14 protein-coding genes and 4 tRNA genes are annotated in these 14,843 nt (G+C 63.5%); 4 read left to right on the top strand and 14 right to left on the bottom strand.

What is annotated here, in order from left to right; genetic code table 11:
- Nucleotides 1-2: 2 nt before the first annotated feature.
- Entirely contained in the window at nt 3-662 is a 660-nt protein-coding gene (locus tag OA2633_RS15105; protein ID WP_009800838.1) for a cupin domain-containing protein, read from the bottom strand.
- A gap of 140 nt (nt 663-802) precedes the next feature.
- Here OA2633_RS15105 and OA2633_RS02180 point away from each other — a divergent pair, with 140 nt between their 5' ends.
- Nucleotides 803-1,810 carry a cysteine synthase A gene (locus OA2633_RS02180; RefSeq protein WP_009800837.1) on the top strand — a complete coding sequence of 336 codons (1,008 nt, stop codon included), beginning with the start codon at nt 803-805 and terminating at the stop codon, nt 1,808-1,810.
- Between the two features lie 7 nt (nt 1,811-1,817).
- Here OA2633_RS02180 and OA2633_RS02175 read toward each other — a convergent pair whose 3' ends face one another.
- Nucleotides 1,818-2,879 (bottom strand): amino acid ABC transporter substrate-binding protein, encoded by a 1,062-nt coding sequence (locus OA2633_RS02175; RefSeq protein ID WP_009800836.1) that lies wholly within the window; start codon nt 2,877-2,879, stop codon nt 1,818-1,820.
- Between the two features lie 67 nt (nt 2,880-2,946).
- On the opposite strand from OA2633_RS02175, the gene metC reads away from it, so the two are divergent.
- Entirely contained in the window at nt 2,947-4,092 is a 1,146-nt protein-coding gene (gene metC / locus OA2633_RS02170) for a cystathionine beta-lyase (protein ID WP_009800835.1), read from the top strand.
- Between the two features lie 19 nt (nt 4,093-4,111).
- On the opposite strand, the gene OA2633_RS02165 is transcribed toward metC, so the two are convergent.
- The 4 genes from OA2633_RS02165 to OA2633_RS02150 are packed head-to-tail and all read right to left on the bottom strand — an operon-like array spanning nt 4,112 to nt 8,221.
- Nucleotides 4,112-5,287 (bottom strand): ABC transporter permease, encoded by a 1,176-nt coding sequence (locus OA2633_RS02165; RefSeq protein ID WP_009800834.1) that lies wholly within the window; start codon nt 5,285-5,287, stop codon nt 4,112-4,114.
- 4 nt (nt 5,288-5,291) lie between these two features.
- Nucleotides 5,292-6,449 (bottom strand): ABC transporter permease, encoded by a 1,158-nt coding sequence (locus OA2633_RS02160; RefSeq protein ID WP_009800833.1) that lies wholly within the window; start codon nt 6,447-6,449, stop codon nt 5,292-5,294.
- Nucleotides 6,446-7,138 (bottom strand): ABC transporter ATP-binding protein, encoded by a 693-nt coding sequence (locus OA2633_RS02155; RefSeq protein WP_009800832.1) that lies wholly within the window; start codon nt 7,136-7,138, stop codon nt 6,446-6,448. The genes OA2633_RS02160 and OA2633_RS02155 overlap by 4 nt, the downstream gene beginning before the upstream one ends.
- A 36-nt stretch (nt 7,139-7,174) precedes the next feature.
- A complete protein-coding gene (locus OA2633_RS02150) occupies nt 7,175-8,221 on the bottom strand; it encodes an efflux RND transporter periplasmic adaptor subunit (RefSeq protein ID WP_009800831.1) in 1,047 nt (348 codons plus the stop codon).
- 278 nt (nt 8,222-8,499) lie between these two features.
- Between OA2633_RS02150 and OA2633_RS02145 the strand changes: the two genes are divergently transcribed.
- Nucleotides 8,500-10,137: a SulP family inorganic anion transporter gene (locus OA2633_RS02145; RefSeq protein ID WP_009800830.1), complete on the top strand. Its 1,638-nt coding sequence runs from the start codon at nt 8,500-8,502 to the stop codon at nt 10,135-10,137.
- Here OA2633_RS02145 and OA2633_RS02140 read toward each other — a convergent pair.
- The 5 genes from OA2633_RS02140 to OA2633_RS02120 form a co-directional block, all read right to left on the bottom strand.
- Nucleotides 10,134-10,565 carry a hypothetical protein gene (locus OA2633_RS02140; protein ID WP_009800829.1) on the bottom strand — a complete coding sequence of 144 codons (432 nt, stop codon included), beginning with the start codon at nt 10,563-10,565 and terminating at the stop codon, nt 10,134-10,136. The genes OA2633_RS02145 and OA2633_RS02140 overlap by 4 nt on opposite strands.
- 24 nt (nt 10,566-10,589) lie before the next feature.
- Nucleotides 10,590-10,666 (bottom strand) — tRNA-Arg (locus tag OA2633_RS02135).
- A gap of 98 nt (nt 10,667-10,764) precedes the next feature.
- Entirely contained in the window at nt 10,765-11,070 is a 306-nt protein-coding gene (locus OA2633_RS02130; RefSeq protein ID WP_009800828.1) for an ETC complex I subunit, read from the bottom strand.
- A 69-nt stretch (nt 11,071-11,139) separates the two neighbouring features.
- Nucleotides 11,140-11,216, bottom strand: a tRNA-Pro gene (locus OA2633_RS02125).
- Nucleotides 11,217-11,261: 45 nt separating this feature from the next.
- The gene (locus OA2633_RS02120) at nt 11,262-11,834 is read right to left on the bottom strand and encodes a DUF192 domain-containing protein (RefSeq protein WP_009800827.1); all 573 of its coding nucleotides are present in this window, start codon (nt 11,832-11,834) and stop codon (nt 11,262-11,264) included.
- 162 nt (nt 11,835-11,996) lie between these two features.
- Here OA2633_RS02120 and ppa point away from each other — a divergent pair, with 162 nt between their 5' ends.
- Nucleotides 11,997-12,527: an inorganic diphosphatase gene (ppa, locus tag OA2633_RS02115; RefSeq protein ID WP_009800826.1), complete on the top strand. Its 531-nt coding sequence runs from the start codon at nt 11,997-11,999 to the stop codon at nt 12,525-12,527.
- A gap of 130 nt (nt 12,528-12,657) precedes the next feature.
- On the opposite strand, the gene OA2633_RS02110 is transcribed toward ppa, so the two are convergent.
- From OA2633_RS02110 to recJ, 3 genes are all read right to left on the bottom strand, one after another.
- Nucleotides 12,658-12,732, bottom strand: a tRNA-Glu gene (locus tag OA2633_RS02110).
- A 166-nt stretch (nt 12,733-12,898) separates the two neighbouring features.
- Nucleotides 12,899-12,973 (bottom strand) — tRNA-Glu (locus OA2633_RS02105).
- Nucleotides 12,974-13,061: 88 nt separating this feature from the next.
- Nucleotides 13,062-14,840 carry a single-stranded-DNA-specific exonuclease RecJ gene (gene recJ / locus OA2633_RS02100; protein WP_009800825.1) on the bottom strand — a complete coding sequence of 593 codons (1,779 nt, stop codon included), beginning with the start codon at nt 14,838-14,840 and terminating at the stop codon, nt 13,062-13,064.
- Between the last annotated feature and the right edge of the window lie 3 nt (nt 14,841-14,843).

Raw genomic sequence — 14,843 nt, 5'->3', positions numbered from 1 at the left:
GTTCAGGACCGGTCCCAGCCCAGCATCATGTTCGCCATGGCGATCACGGGATGGGTGAACTTCAGCCGCCCCATTTCCACCGTCAGGCAGATACAGGGTCCGTCTTCATGCGCACGCGGATTGTGCGTCAGCTCCGGACTGGCGTGACAGACATCGCCCCGGAAATAGTCGGCGTGTCCGTCATTGAAGCCGCCTTGCAGAACCAGCGTCAGCTCTTCTGACTCATGGGTATGCTCTGCAACGCCGCGCCCGGGAGGCAGGCTGAGGAGCCGGACCCGGACGCCCTCTTCCTCGAGCGTCTCGAGCGGCATTTCCTGGACGCCGCCAATCTTGTTCATCCAGATCGGGTGCGGGTGATGGTCCAGGACCGACCGAAGCGCTGTCGGCAAATGATTGAAAAGGCCTTCAAGCTGAGGTTCGGCCTTGGTCTCGACCGCATCCTGGAACCCGCCCAGCTCACGGCTGATCGCCTCGAACGCACCCGGACGGAGCGCGACGGGCTCGGTGTCTTCCAGCAAGGAGCCCATGACCTGTTCAGCCTGATTGAGCAGGCGGAAAGCGTCAGCATTCATTTCGGCGTGGCAGGCAGCCAGGACCTGCACCGCCTTCGGGGCGGCGCCACTGGCCACATCGACCATCCAGGGGGCGTCAAGCATGTGCATTCACGGCACTCCAGTCTTCATGAGATATCCTACGTGCGCCGCAGCAAACTGGATCACGCCTGCATCCAGTGGGCGGTGACTGATTGCAGCTGACCCGACCAGCTCCTAACTTGGGCTCATAATATCAGATGAGGCCCGCCATGACTGTCCGCCCCGCCCGCTCTGTCATCGATCTGATCGGAGATACGCCGCTCGTCCGCCTCAACAAGGTTTCTGACGCAACCGGATGCGAGATTCTGGGCAAGGCGGAATTCATGAATCCCGGCGGTTCGGTAAAGGATCGCGCCGCCCTGGGCATCATCCGCGAGGCGGAAGCCAGCGGCGCGCTCAAGCCCGGCGGCACGATTGTCGAAGGCACGGCGGGCAACACCGGAATCGGGCTCGCAATGGTCGGTCGGGCTCTCGGCTACAAGGTGGTCATCGTCTTCCCGCGCACGCAATCACGCGAGAAGGCCGCCGCGATCCGCCTGATGGGCGCCGAACTGATCGAAGTGGACGCGGTCCCCTATTCCAATCCGAACCATTATGCGCGCTATTCCGGCGCGCTGGCCGAAGAGCTGAACAAGACCGAGCCGAATGGCGCGATCTGGGCGAACCAGTTTGACAACACCGCCAACCGTCGCGCCCATGCCGAGACCACCGGGCCGGAGATCTGGGAGCAGACGGGCGGCAAGGTAGACGGCTTTGTCGCCGCGGTCGGTTCCGGCGGCACGCTGGCGGGGGTGTCGGACGCGCTCAAGGCGAAGAACCAAGATGTGACCATCGCCCTGGCCGATCCGGGCGGCGCGGCGCTTTACGGCTATTACGCGCATGGCGAGCTCAAGGCCGAAGGCACGTCCATCACCGAAGGCATCGGACAGAGCCGGATCACCGCCAATCTCGAAGGCGCGCAGATCGATGAAGCCTTCCGCATTCCAGATGAGGAAGCGCTGGGCATTCTCTATGATCTCGTGATGGAGGAAGGTCTGTGCCTGGGCGGGTCAGCCGGCGTGAACATCGCTGGCGCAGTGCGCCTCGCGCGCAAGATGGGGCCGGGCCACACCCTCGTGACCATTCTGTGCGATCACGGATCCCGCTATCAGTCCAAGCTCTACAACCCTGAATTCCTGCGCGAGAAAGGCCTGCCGACCCCGCCCTGGCTGGACTAGGTCGGCGCTAGCGGACCGGCGGCGCGTACAGCAGGCCGCCCTCTTTCCATTGCGCATTCAGGCCGCGCTCAAGTTGCAGCTGTGACGCTTCGCCCAGATTGCGCTCGAAGAGTTCGCCATAATGACCGCCCACAGCAATGGCCTGTCGCGCAAAATCGTTTTCAAGGCCTAGGCTTGCGGCAACTTCTTCATCAACCTCGAGAAGCCTGCGGACTTCCGGACGGCTCGACGTCTGGTCCGCACTGGCGGCCTGACTTTGGGTGACGCCATACTCCTCTGCAGCGATCAGGGAGGTCAGCACCCATTCCACGGCCATGGCGAATGCGTCATCATCATCCCTCACGACAGGGCTCAGGGGCTCCTTGGAGATCACGTCGGGCAGAACCATGTGTCGATCCGGTTCGCTCAGAGAGCGGCGGAAACCGGCCAGCCGCGACACATCGCTTGTAAAGGCATCGCACTGACCCGCCTCATAGGCTGTGCGCGCATCCGCAACCGTCTCAACTGAGACGATTGTGAAATCGAGCCCGTAGCGTTCAGCGTAGTCGTCAAGATTGAGCGCGCTTGTCGTCTCGGGTTGAACGCAGATCCGCGCGCCGCTCAATTCCTGGGCGGATGTCAGACCGAGATCCGCCGGAGTGAGGAAGCCCTGCCCGTCATAATAATAGATGCCGGCAAAGCGCACGCCCTGCAAAGTCGCCCGCGACAAAGTCCAGCTGGTGTTGCGCAGCAGGATATCCACCTCGCCCTCGCGTACGGCGCGGAACCGATCCAGCGTCGTGGTGGGAATGAACTCGGCGCGATCAGGATCGTTGAGGAAGGCGGCGGCATAGGCCCGGCACAACTCCACCTCGAAGCCGCTCCAGCTCCCCGTCTCATCGGTCTGGGCGAAGCCCACCAGCCCCGTATCAACGCCGCATCTGAGCACGCCGCGCCTTTGCACCTCGTCCATATGAGAGGTCACGCTGTCCAGATCACTGTGTGAAACCGTGAAGCCCAATGCAAACGCCGCAGCGCCCTTGGCGAGGCGCCGGGGGTCCATCAGGTCGAACAAAGACGCTGGCGTCATCGGTCCAACCGCCTTACATGCTGAAATCCAAGCCTCAGATGTAACGAAGAGAAGGGAGCGCGTCGACATGAAACGCGACACCCGACTGATCCATTCCGGACAGCCCCGCCGCAACGATGATCTGGTGAACCCGCCAATCGAGCGCGCGTCCACCGTGGTCGCGCCCACGACGGCGGAGCTGTACAACCCTACACCGCCCCGTCGGCACTATGGACGCGGCGGGTTGAGCCCGAACATGGAGTTGCGCGAGGCGATCGGTGAGCTGTACGGCGCGGATCACGTCTCGCTGGCCCAGTCCGGTCTCGCCAGCGTCATCCTGGCGCTTCGGACCGCCCTGCCCGAGAATCCGGCCGGGATGCAGGCGCTCATCACCGACTCCGCCTATGGTCCGGTCCGGCGCTTCTGTGATGAGGAACTGCCTCGTTACGGCGTCACGCCGGTCTATTATGACCCCCGCATCGGCGCTGGCGTCGCAGAGCTTCTCGACAAGCCGACCGCCGTCGTCCTGCTCGAAAGCCCAGGTTCGCTGACCTTCGAGGTGCAGGACATTCCCGCCATCGCCGGCGCCGCCCGCAAGGCGGGCGTGGCGACGGTCATCGATGATACCTGGAGCGCGGGCGTACTGATGAACCCGCTCGAGCTCGGCGTTGATTACGCGGCTCAGGCGCTGACGAAATACGCCGGGGGACATTCCGACTTCCTGATGGGATCCGTGGCGGCGAGAGGCGAGTCTGCGGCGCGTCTCAAGGACAAGGATGTTCTTTTTGGCGGCCATGTCTCACCCGATGACGCCTATCTGTGCCTGCGGGGCCTGCGCACCCTGCTCCTGCGCATTGAGCGCTCCGGCGCATCCGGCCTTCATATCGCCAGACAGCTTGAAGCGCATCCCAAGATCGCGCGGGTGCTCCACCCCGGCCTTCAAAGCCATCCGGACCATGCCCTGTTCAACAGCCAGTTCACGGGCGCATCAGGCTGCTTCGCCTTTGTTCTTGATGGCGTGAACGCGCGGGACAGCGAGGCGATGGCCGAAGCCTGCCATCTCTTCCGGCTGGGCTTCAGCTGGGGCGGCTATGAGAGCCTGATCCTGCCCTGTGATCGGCAGATCCGTCGAACAGCTGTTGCGTGGCAGGCCGAAGGCGCGCTTCTACGCCTGTCGGTCGGCCTTGAGGATGCGGAAGACCTGTGGGCGGACCTGGCTCAAGCCCTGGGCTGAGCCGGCCCGCCCGCACGGGTTAGCCATGAACTTCCAGCAGCGGCACGCGTGAGGCGCGCAATGCCGGGAAGAAGCCGCCGAACAGGCCGACGACAAGGGCGAGGATCACGCCGCTGATCACCGACTGGATCGTCACGGCGAAGGAGAAGACCACCTGGGTGAAGCTTCCGCCCATGGTCGAGGCGCTGACCCCGTCAAAGACGAAATAGGTGATCAGTGCGCCCACCAGCCCGCCAATGAAGGCGAGCATCAGCGATTCCACCAGCGTGCCGACAAAGGCCGCAAAGCCGGAAAAGCCGAGCGTCCGGAGCGTGGCGATCTCCCGCACCCGGGAGTCCACCGAGGCGTACATGGCGTTCCAGGCGCCGGCGAGCGCGCCCACCGCCATGATGATCGCCAATGGCCAGCCCAGATACATGATCAGGTTAGACAGACCGCCCGCAGACTGGGCGAAGAATTCCTTCTCCGTGGTCACATCCAGATCAAGCCGCGGTTCGTTCTCGGCGTACGCCTGGAGCTCTGACAAACCGTTCTCACCGTCCAGCCGGACCCGGATCGACTGATAGCTGGCGCCGCGATTGTAGAGGTTCTGAACTGTGCCGACATCGGCCCAGATTTCAGAGTCAAACACCGAGCCGCCGGTCGAGAACACGCCGACCACGCGCCATTCATTCGGGCCCATGCGGATCGTCTCTCCCAGGTTGAAGCCCGAGAATTCCCGGATGACGCCTTCGCCCACGATGATTTCATTCGAGCCTTCCGCGAACATCCGGCCCTCGACCATCTGGAAATTCTCCCGCAGTCGCGGCGCCATTTCATCCACGCCCCGCAGGGACAGGCTGGCGTCATTGCCGGTCGAGCGCTTGGTGGCGTCCGTGATGACATAGAGTTCGGCGGACAGGATGGCGGCGCCGTCCGCATCCCGTGAGATCCCGGGCGCTGTTTCGATCAGGCGCACCGTATCCCGCCCGAAGCCGGAGTTGAGTTCCGCCTGGGAGCCCGAGCGCAGAAGGACCGCAATGCTTTCCGAACCCGTGCCGTTGACCGTTGCGCGGAAGCCGTTGGCCATGGCGAGGAAGCCCAGAAGCACGCCGACAACGAGCGCAATGGACAGGATGGTCGCCAGCGACATGCCCCAGCGTTGCGGGATGGAGCGCAGATTGATCGAGGTGACCGCTGCAATTTGAGAGAACATGGGGTTACTCCTTCCCGAGCGCGTCGACGATTTTCAGACGCATGGCGTTCAACGCCGGCACAAAGCCCGTCACCAGGCCGAAGGCGAGCATCAGACCGAGCGCCTGGATCCAGGTCTCGCGCCCCACGCCGAGCCCGGGCAATTGCCCGCCTGCGACCTGGGCTATGCCGCCGAGCAGCAGGACAGCCAGCCCCAGTCCCAACAAGCCACCCACAAGGCTGAGCAGGACCGATTCCGAGAGGACATGGGTGAAGATGCGCGAGGAGGAGAAGCCGAGCGTCTTCATAACGCCCACTTCCTTGGTCCGCTCGTTGATGGCCATCACCATGGTCGTGCCCACGATCATCAGAATGGTCGCGAAGGCTGCGCTGACCACCAGCGACAGGATCAATCCGATATTGCCCAACTGTTCGACGAAGGCCTGGGAGAAAGCGGCTTCGGTGGTGGTTTCGGTTTCCGCCGGTGAGTTGGCGAACATCTCGTCAATGCGCTGCGAGACGCCGTCATTGAGACCGGGATCACCCGTCAGCATGATCATCCAGCCGATCTGGTCGCGATTGAACGCCAGCGCCTCATTGTAATAATCATACTGCAACAGCAGATAGTTGGTTGGCAGATCCTGACCCGTGATGGTCATGATCGCACAGACCTCCACATCCCAGGCGCTCGAGCCGTTATCCTGTCGCCAGATGTTCGAGCTGAGCGGGAACCGGTCCCCCACATTCCAGTCATACTGCTCCGCGAGATCCGCCCCGACCGCCACGCAATCACGGCGTTCCGCCAGAGCGGCGCGCTGATCGGCCGTGATTTCCAGTTCGGGATAGACCTCTAGATAGCTGTCCATATCCACGGCGAAGGCCTGGACGAAATTGCGCACATCCTGGAAATAGCCGCCGAACCAGGACGCATGGGTGACGGCCTGCACGCCGTCCACGCCCTGAACCCGCCCCCAATAGGCGTAAGGCAGGGTCTGGGTGAAGTTGATCTTGTTCACTGTCACCAGGCGGTCCGCCCGGGACAGTTCTTCAGAAGAATTGAGCACCCGGTCGATCGAGGCGAGTGCGCCGAAGATCAGGAAGGCCGTCATGATCGAGAGGATCAGAAGGATCGCGCGGGTTTTCTTCCTGAACAGGGATTTGCGTATGAGCGTGAGGTCATTCATGCCATCGCTCCGCTTTCCACAAAGCGGCCCTTATCAAGGTGCAGTTCGCGTCGGGCATACTTCGCCGCCGCCGGGTCGTGGGTGACCATGACGATGGTCTTGCCCAGCTCCGAGTTCAGAAGCTGCAGCGTTTCCAGGATTTCGTCCGCGGTCGCACGATCCAGATCACCCGTCGGTTCGTCACACAGCAGCACATCCGGGTCCGCCACCAGAGCTCGGGCGATTGCGACCCGCTGCTGCTGGCCGCCAGACAATTGGCGTGGGCGGTGCTTGGCGCGCTCGGCCAGCTTGACCACTTCCAGCGCGGTCTGGACCCGACGCTTGCGCTCCTTGCCCGACAGCTTCGTCAACAGCAGGGGAAGCTCGACATTCTGGGCCGCCGTCAGCGTCGGCATCAGATTGTAGAACTGGAAGATGAAGCCCACATGGCTTGAGCGCCATTTGGCCAGCCTGGCCTGGCTGAGATTGTCGATCCTCAAGCCATTGCAGACCACCTGCCCGCCCGAGGGCTTGTCGATGCCGCCCAAAAGGTTCAGCAAGGTTGTCTTGCCCGAGCCTGACGGCCCCATGATCGCGATGAAATCGCCGCGATTGATGGTCATGGTCAGATCTTCAAAGATGGCGACGCTTTCCTTGCCGCGCGTATATTTCTTTGAAAGATCGGTGAGTTCGTAAAGCACGTCGGTCATGATCTGTCCCTATCGCCTTGTGCTGGGATCGGTGATTCAGTTGTCGTCGAGAAAGGTCACGCGCGCCGCCATGTCCGGCAGGATGCGCGCGTCACGTTCGCCAAGCGCCACGCGGACGCGAATGGTCGCTCGCGCGCGATCGGCTGTCGGAATGATAGCTTCCACATGAGCGGGAATGCGCCAGTCCGGGTAGGCGTCGAGGATGGCCTCGACCCGCTGGCCCGCGCTGACTCGCTGGATCTGCCCCTCGTTGACATCCACTTCGAGCTCGAGACTCTCCATGTCCACAAGGGTTGCGATACCGGTCCGGGTAAAGCCGCCGCCAGCGGATACCGGCGACAGGATCTCGCCGACCTGAGCGTTCTTGGCGATGACCACGCCGCCAAAGGGCGCGCGGACGATGTGACGATCCACATAATCGCGCTGGCTGCGCACGCGGACTTCGGCCGCCGCCAGATCCGCCCTCGCAGCGCTGAGCTGGGCGCGCAGGCTGTCAACCTGGGCCTGCTCGGCGGTGCGGCGGGAATCCGTGGCGTAGCCGGATTCAATCAGGCGTTCCGTGCGCTCCAGAACGGTGCGCGCCTCATTGAGCTGGGCGGCGAGCGACTGGGCGCGCTCTCGGGTCGCGGATTCCTGAGCTTCATACAGATCGAGATCAATCCGGGCGCGATCGTCATCGAGATAGGCCAGGACCTCGCCCTGCTCGACCACGGCGCCCTCCTCGATCAGGACATCGCGAATGCGCCCGGTGATCTCGGCGGACACCGTCGCCTGACGCCGCGCGACCACATAGCCGGAGGCCACCAGTCCCGAGCTTGAGGCGGGACGCGCGGCGGGCGCGACGCTGGCTGAACTGGCGGTTTCGGCTTGTGCGCCTTGAGAGGGCGCGGGACGCTCGGCCTGCACGACCAGCGCCGCTTCGGGGCGCGGAATCAGGAACCAGGCCGCACCAGCGCCGGCTCCCCCCGCCAGGACGATGGCGATCAACAGCGCCGCCCATCCCGGTCCTCCTGATCCGTCTCCGCCGCTCTCGCCACGGTCGATCGTCAGCGAGTGCAATTGCTCGGTGCGTTGGTCAGTCATGCGTCTTGCCCCCTGTGCGCTGTTCGCGCGAGCAGTGTATCACTTCATGGAACAGGCGAACGCGAAATCGAACGCGTCCGGTCGCTCATCCCTTGCCTCATGGATACGATCGCCCGGCCGGTCTGCGTTAGTGACAGGTGTCACCCGGAGTAAATCAGGTTCAAGAGCAGCAAATATTCCCGGCCAAGTGTTGCGTTGCAGCAAGCCCCGTGTCAGAGCACGCAGCCAACTTGCGACCCTTTGGCGCAATCTCGTCTCCACCAGCCGGAAGATCTGACATGGTCAAAGCCACCCTGAACGCGCTCGTCGATCGCCTGTCCCTGACAAGCAATGACGCCAGCCTGTCGCTCAAGGATCCGCAACGGCTGAAAACCGAGATCCTGGCCGGGCTGACCGTCGCGCTGGCTCTGGTCCCCGAAGCGGTGGCGTTCGCCTTCGTCGCGGGCGTCCACCCGCTGGTGGGCCTCTACGCAGCGTTCATCGTCGGTCTGGTCACCGCGGTGATCGGCGGCCGCCCCGGGATGATCTCGGGCGCCACCGGCGCGCTTGCGGTGGTCATGGTGGCTCTCGTGGCCGAGCACGGCGTGGAATACCTGTTCGCCACGGTCGTGCTGATGGGCATCCTCCAGCTGGGCGCGGGCATCTTCAAGCTGGGCAAGTTCATCCGGTTGGTGCCGACGCCCGTGATGCTGGGCTTCGTGAACGGCCTCGCCATCGTGATCTTCATGGCCCAGCTGGGTCAGTTCAAGGTCCCCGGCTCCGAACACGCCAGCGGCGGTCATGGCATGGCGGGCGGCGAATGGCTGACCGGCATGCCGCTTCTGGTGATGCTGGGCCTGACCGGCCTGACCATGCTGGTGATCTGGGGGCTGCCGAAAGTCACCAAGGCGATCCCGGCCCCGCTTGCCGGCATTGCCGTCACCGCCGCCATTGTCATCGGCTTCGGTCTCGACGCGCCGCGCGTGGGTGATCTCGCCAGCATTCAGGGCGGACTTCCGGGCTTTCACATCCCGATGGTCCCGCTCAATTTCGAAACGCTGAAGATCATCTTCCCCTATGCGGTGATCCTCGCCGCCATCGGCCTGATCGAGAGCCTTCTGACGCTCAATCTCGTAGGCGAGCTGACGGGCAAGCGCGGCGGAGCCTCCCAGGAATGCGTGGCGCAGGGCGCGGCCAACCTCATCACCGGCTTCTTTGGCGGCATGGGCGGTTGCGCCATGATCGGCCAGTCCATGATCAATGTACAATCGGGCGCCCGGACGCGCCTGGCCGCGATCATGGCGGCGCTCTTCCTGCTGAGCTTCATCCTGTTCGCCGCGCCGCTGATCGAGCAGATCCCCCTCGCCGCGCTGACAGGCGTGATGTTCATGGTGGTGATCGGCACGTTCGCCTGGAACTCGTTCCGCATCCTTCTGAAGATCCCGCGCTCGGACGCGCTGGTGATCATCCTGGTGACCGTGGTGACGGTGCAATACGACCTCGCGGTGGCCGTCGTGGCGGGCGTGATCGTCTCGGCGCTGGTCTACGCCTGGCGGTCGGCCAAGCGCCTGCACATCTCCGCCCATGACAGCCACACCGTGCCGGGCGCGAAGACCTATGAACTGGATGGACCGCTGTTTTTCGCCTCGACCGATAATTTCTCCGAGCTGTTCGACATCGAGCATGACCCCGATGTGGTGATCGTGGACTTCAAGCGCTCTCGCGTGGTTGACCAGTCCGCCTTGCAGGCGATCGAGGACTTGGCCCTGAAATATGAGTCCAAGGGCAAGGAGCTGCGCCTGCGTCACCTGTCGCGCGACTGCCACCAGCTTCTGAAGAAAGCCGGTCAGCTGATGATCGATTCCGATGATGACCCCGACTATCAGGTCGCGGCCGACTATTCGGTGCGCACGGGAGTCTTCGGCGGCGGGCACTAGCCCTCGGACTGCGCCTTGCGTCCCATCAGCCAGTAAATGGCGTCGTGGCGCGCCTCGAACAGGCGCATCTCGACCGGGCCGCCGCCCGTGGGGAAGAAACGCGTCCAGGCGTCGAGCGTCGGGCGGATGCTGTCGGAAATGCCGTAAAAGGCGTTGAACTGGCGGGTGCGGCTGCGATCGCCGAAATCCCGTGCGCGCTCATTGGCGAACCGCACAAGGTCCTCAGACGTCAGGGTGATTGCTTCCACATCGGTCAGATCAATCAGCGCCCGCCCCTGAGACGAAATCCGCCCCGTCTTCATGTAGCCCATGGCCTCGGCCACGGCATCCGCATCCATGATGGACGGATAGGCGACCTCGAGAATGTCGCGATCCTCGTGAAACGTGAACCGCAGGCGGTGCGGTGCATCCTTCGTGTCATCTGTCATGCCGGCCCCCAGACCCACAGCCCATGGCGACCCCGGTAGGACTCGAACCTACAACCGTCGGATTAGAAGTCCGGTGCTCTATCCAGTTGAGCTACGGGGCCGTGTTTGAGGGGGTCTGATATGCGAAACGCCGCACCCTGTGAAGACGCGGCGTTGCGATAGGGCTTTGTTGCAAGCCCCGAGGCGGCGAAGCCGGCCGCTAGTGCGACCAGGGTTCCTTGCGGTCCGCATCAAAATTGGAGGCGTAGGACTTGATCTTGCGCGGCGTCTCGCGCGCCTCGCGCACCTGGAAGGCGATGCCGTGACGCTGGGCGTAGGACACCGCTTCATCCTTGCTCTCGAAATTGAGATGAATCTGACGGCGCATGTCAGATGTCGAAGACCAGCCCATCAGGGGGTCGGGACGCTTGGCCATGGCCGGTTCAAATTCCAGCACCCAGTCCTGGGACTTGGCGCGACCCGATTGCATGGCCGTCTTGGAAGGTTTGTAGATCTTCGCGAACATGTTTCTCGTCCAGACTTGGCTATCCACGTCCTGTCTGCCTGAGGGCCTGCTAACAAGCCCTGAAGACAATGGTCGGGGCGGCAAGATTCGAACTTGCGACCCTCTGGTCCCAAACCAGATGCGCTACCAGGCTGCGCTACGCCCCGACTTGAGGTGACGTTTAGGGGGCTGCGCCCGAAGGCGCAAGCGCCCTAGCGCTGCTCGGGAGCCTCTTCCACAGTCTCTTCGGAGTCAGCGTCCCCGGCTGCAGACTCCGGAGTCTCCACATTGCCGAACAGCGGGTGACGCACGATGTCGCCCGGTTCGATGCCCAGCTCCAGAGTCCGGCCGCCATTGAGTTCGACCACGGCGACGACACGGTAATCGGAAGACATGGGACGGCGGGAAAAGGGCTGCGCGCCGGTTATGATCTTGGCGATCTCGCCATTCGCCCGGACATAGAGGATGTCGAGCGGGATGATCGTGTTCGCCATCCAGATCGAGATGAAATCCTCGCGCCCGAAATCGAACAGCATGCCGGCGTCCGGATCCATGCTCTCGCGGTGCATCAGGCCGCGCTCACGCGAATCGTCGGTGTCAGCCACCTCGACGGTGAAGGTGTGCTCGCCGAAATCGCCTTCAATCACAAGCGGGTCCGGCCCGCCATATTGCACGACGGCGTCGGGCGCAGTGGGATCGACAGACTGCGCCAGGGCGCAGCCGGCGGAGCCGAAGCCGACAAGTGCGGCGGCAGCCAGAGCAAGAATGCGAGAACGGATCATCATGGCGCGCAAGCTAGCTCTGTGAGCCCTCCCGCGCAATCTCTCTACGCGCCTCCTGACGGGCTGAGAGTCGGCAATTGGTCTTGCACCGCACAAATTGCTTGCAGCAGAGCGCCTGACACGGTTTTTTGCGCGCCAACATTTGCGTTTCGCTGGAGGATATTCGTGCGCATTGATAAAATCAGCGCCGGCGTGAACCCGCCCGAGGACATCAACGTCATCATCGAGGTTCCCGTGGGCGGTCAGCCGGTCAAGTACGAGCTCGACAAGGATTCGGGCACCGTGTTCGTTGACCGCTTCCTGCACACCCCGATGCGCTATCCGTGCAATTACGGTTTCATGCCGCACACCCTGTCCGATGATGGCGATCCCATCGATGTGATGGTGCTGGGCCAGACCGAGCTGGTGCCGGGCTGCGTCGTGCGCGCCCGTCCGATCGGCGTGCTGCTGATGGAAGATGAGAGCGGTCAGGACGAGAAGATTCTCGCCGCGCCGCACGCCAAGCTCACCCCCTTCTATGACGACATCAAGGATTACCACGATGTCCACGGGGCGCAGCTGGCGCGCATCACCCATTTCTTCGAGCACTACAAGGATCTCGAGCCCAACAAATGGGTGAAGGTTCAGGGCTGGCACGGCGTCGAGCGCGCTCGCGAACTGATCACGGTCGCCATGGACCGCGTGAAGAAGGGCTAAGTCCCCTCGCCTGATGATCTGAAGAACGGCGTTCGGGAAACTGGACGCCGTTTTTCTTGCGCGCGACTCAAAGCGGCCTCACAGAGCGAGGCGGCCTCAGTTCTTGCGATATAGGGAGAAGCGGCGCGCGTGGCAGGCCCTAGGGGAATCGAACCCCTCTTTCCAGGTTGAAAACCTGGCGTCCTAACCGATAGACGAAGGGCCCGCAGCGCGTCGGGAGCGGTCGTATACCGGTCCCGTCTGTGAGTGGCAAGCGGCGTTTTGCAGGTTCCGCCAGCCCGTTACAGACACGGTTGTGATCGCGTCAAAACCAGCCTGCACAAAAACAAAAACCGCCCCGGAGGGCGGCTTGTTCTGGATAATCACACCGATGGCAGGCCCTAGGGGAATCGAACCCCTCTTTCCAGGTTGAAAACCTGGCGTCCTAACCGATAGACGAAGGGCCCGCATCGGTGTGGAGGCGGTGATATATCTGGACCGGCGCAGCGATGCAAGCGGGTCTGTACAGGTTTTGCAGCATGCGCTGCATCAAGATCAGTCCGCTTTCGCCAGATCTTCCAGATGCAGCTCCGCCTTGCGGCCATAGCGATTGTCCTCGGCGCGCAGCTTGCCCGCCACGTGCCACAAACCGTCCGGACCATTCAGCAGCGCCTGCCCCATGGGCTGATCGGCGCTTCTGAAGCTGATGCCCGTGAGACGGCCGCCGCCCGGCGATTCAAAGGTGAAGCGCACATGATCCGTCCCGACCCGCTGGGCATAGGTCCGCCGCAGTGAGGAAAAGGCGAATCGCGGTTCAGGATTTCCCATCCCGTAAGGTTCCGCTGCGGATAGCGCTTCGCAGAACTCAAATGACACGGCCGACGGGCTGATGACGGCGTCCACCGAATAGGTGCGCGCCTCCTCGGCGGCTATCCACTCCTGCTTCAGTCGCGCTGTGAGGTAGTCTGTTAGCTCTCCGATGCGGTTGACGTCCACGGTCAGTCCGCAGGCCATGGCGTGTCCGCCGCCCGCCACCAGCAAGCCCTCTTCCCGGGCAGCCGCAACGGCTGCGCCCAGATTGACGCCTGTACAGGACCGGCCGGAGCCCTTGCCGAGCCCCGTTTCAGGATCAACGCCAATGACGATGGCGGGCCGGTTGAAGCGTTCCTTGATCCGGCCCGCCACAATGCCGATGACGCCCGGATGCCAGTGCTCGCCCGAGGCGATCAGGATCGGCGTGTCATCCTCGAGCTTGAGCGCTTCCACCTGAGCCTGCGCCTGATCGAGCACCTCCGTCTCAATGGCGCGGCGTTCGGCATTGAGCGCGTCGAGCGTCTGGGCGATGTGCGCGGCTTCCTTGGGGTCCTGCGTCATCATCAGGCGTGCGCCCAGATCAGACTGACCCACGCGTCCGCCCGCATTGATGCGCGGCCCAAGAAGAAAACCGGCATGATAAGGCGAGGCCGGGCCCTGAACGCCCGCCGCCGCGGCCAAGGCCGCCATGCCGGGGCGTGACCAGGCGCTCATAACCTTCAGGCCCTGGGCGACAATAGCGCGATTGACGCCGGTCAGGGAGACCACGTCGCAAATGGTGCCAAGGGCGGCGAGATCAGCGAAATCAAGCACATTGGGTTCAGCTTGACCCTTGAAGGCGCCGCGCCGACGCCCTTCCCGGTTCAAAGCCGCCAGCAGGACGAAGGTCACGCCCGCCGCGGCCAGATGGCCGCACCCTGAGACGTCCCCGGGCTGGTTGGGATTGACCAGCGCATCAGCGGGCGGGATCTCGCCATCCATGAGATGGTGATCGATCACGACGACGGGCAGGCCCATTTCATGCGCCGCCGTCAGCGGGCCGACCGAGGCCGCGCCGCAATCGAGCGTGATCACAAGGCGCGCGCCCTGCTCCTTGAGAGACTTCAGCGCCGGAGCGTTGGGGCCATAGCCCTCCTCGATCCGGTCGGGCACATAGATGATGGGGTCTGCGCCCAGCGTGCGCAGCCAGCCGCCCAGCTGGGCGGCCGAGGTCGCGCCGTCCACATCATAATCGGCAAAGAGCGCAATGCGGTCGCCCGCGTCCAGCGCGTCCCAGATGCGACGCGCGGCTTCGTCCATGCCCTTCAGCGTGGACGGATCGGGGAAGCTGTCGCGCAGCTTCGGCGCCAGAAAGGCAGGCGCATCTTCCGCCGTAAGGCCGCGCGCGGCCATGAGCCGCCCCAGGGCGTCAGAGACGCCGGTGGCGCGGCAAATGGCCTGAATGGCGTTGTCGTCAGCGGCCTTCAGCCGCCAGCTGCGTCCGCCCAGGGACTGGCGGACGCCGAAGAGCGGCTCGCTCATCGC

Origin of the sequence: Oceanicaulis sp. HTCC2633 (assembly GCF_000152745.1) — a bacterium.
In the GTDB taxonomy this organism is placed as follows: Bacteria; Pseudomonadota; Alphaproteobacteria; order Caulobacterales; family Maricaulaceae; genus Oceanicaulis.
Note: the sequence above shows the minus strand (reverse complement) of the source record. Positions and strands in the feature narration are given on the sequence as shown.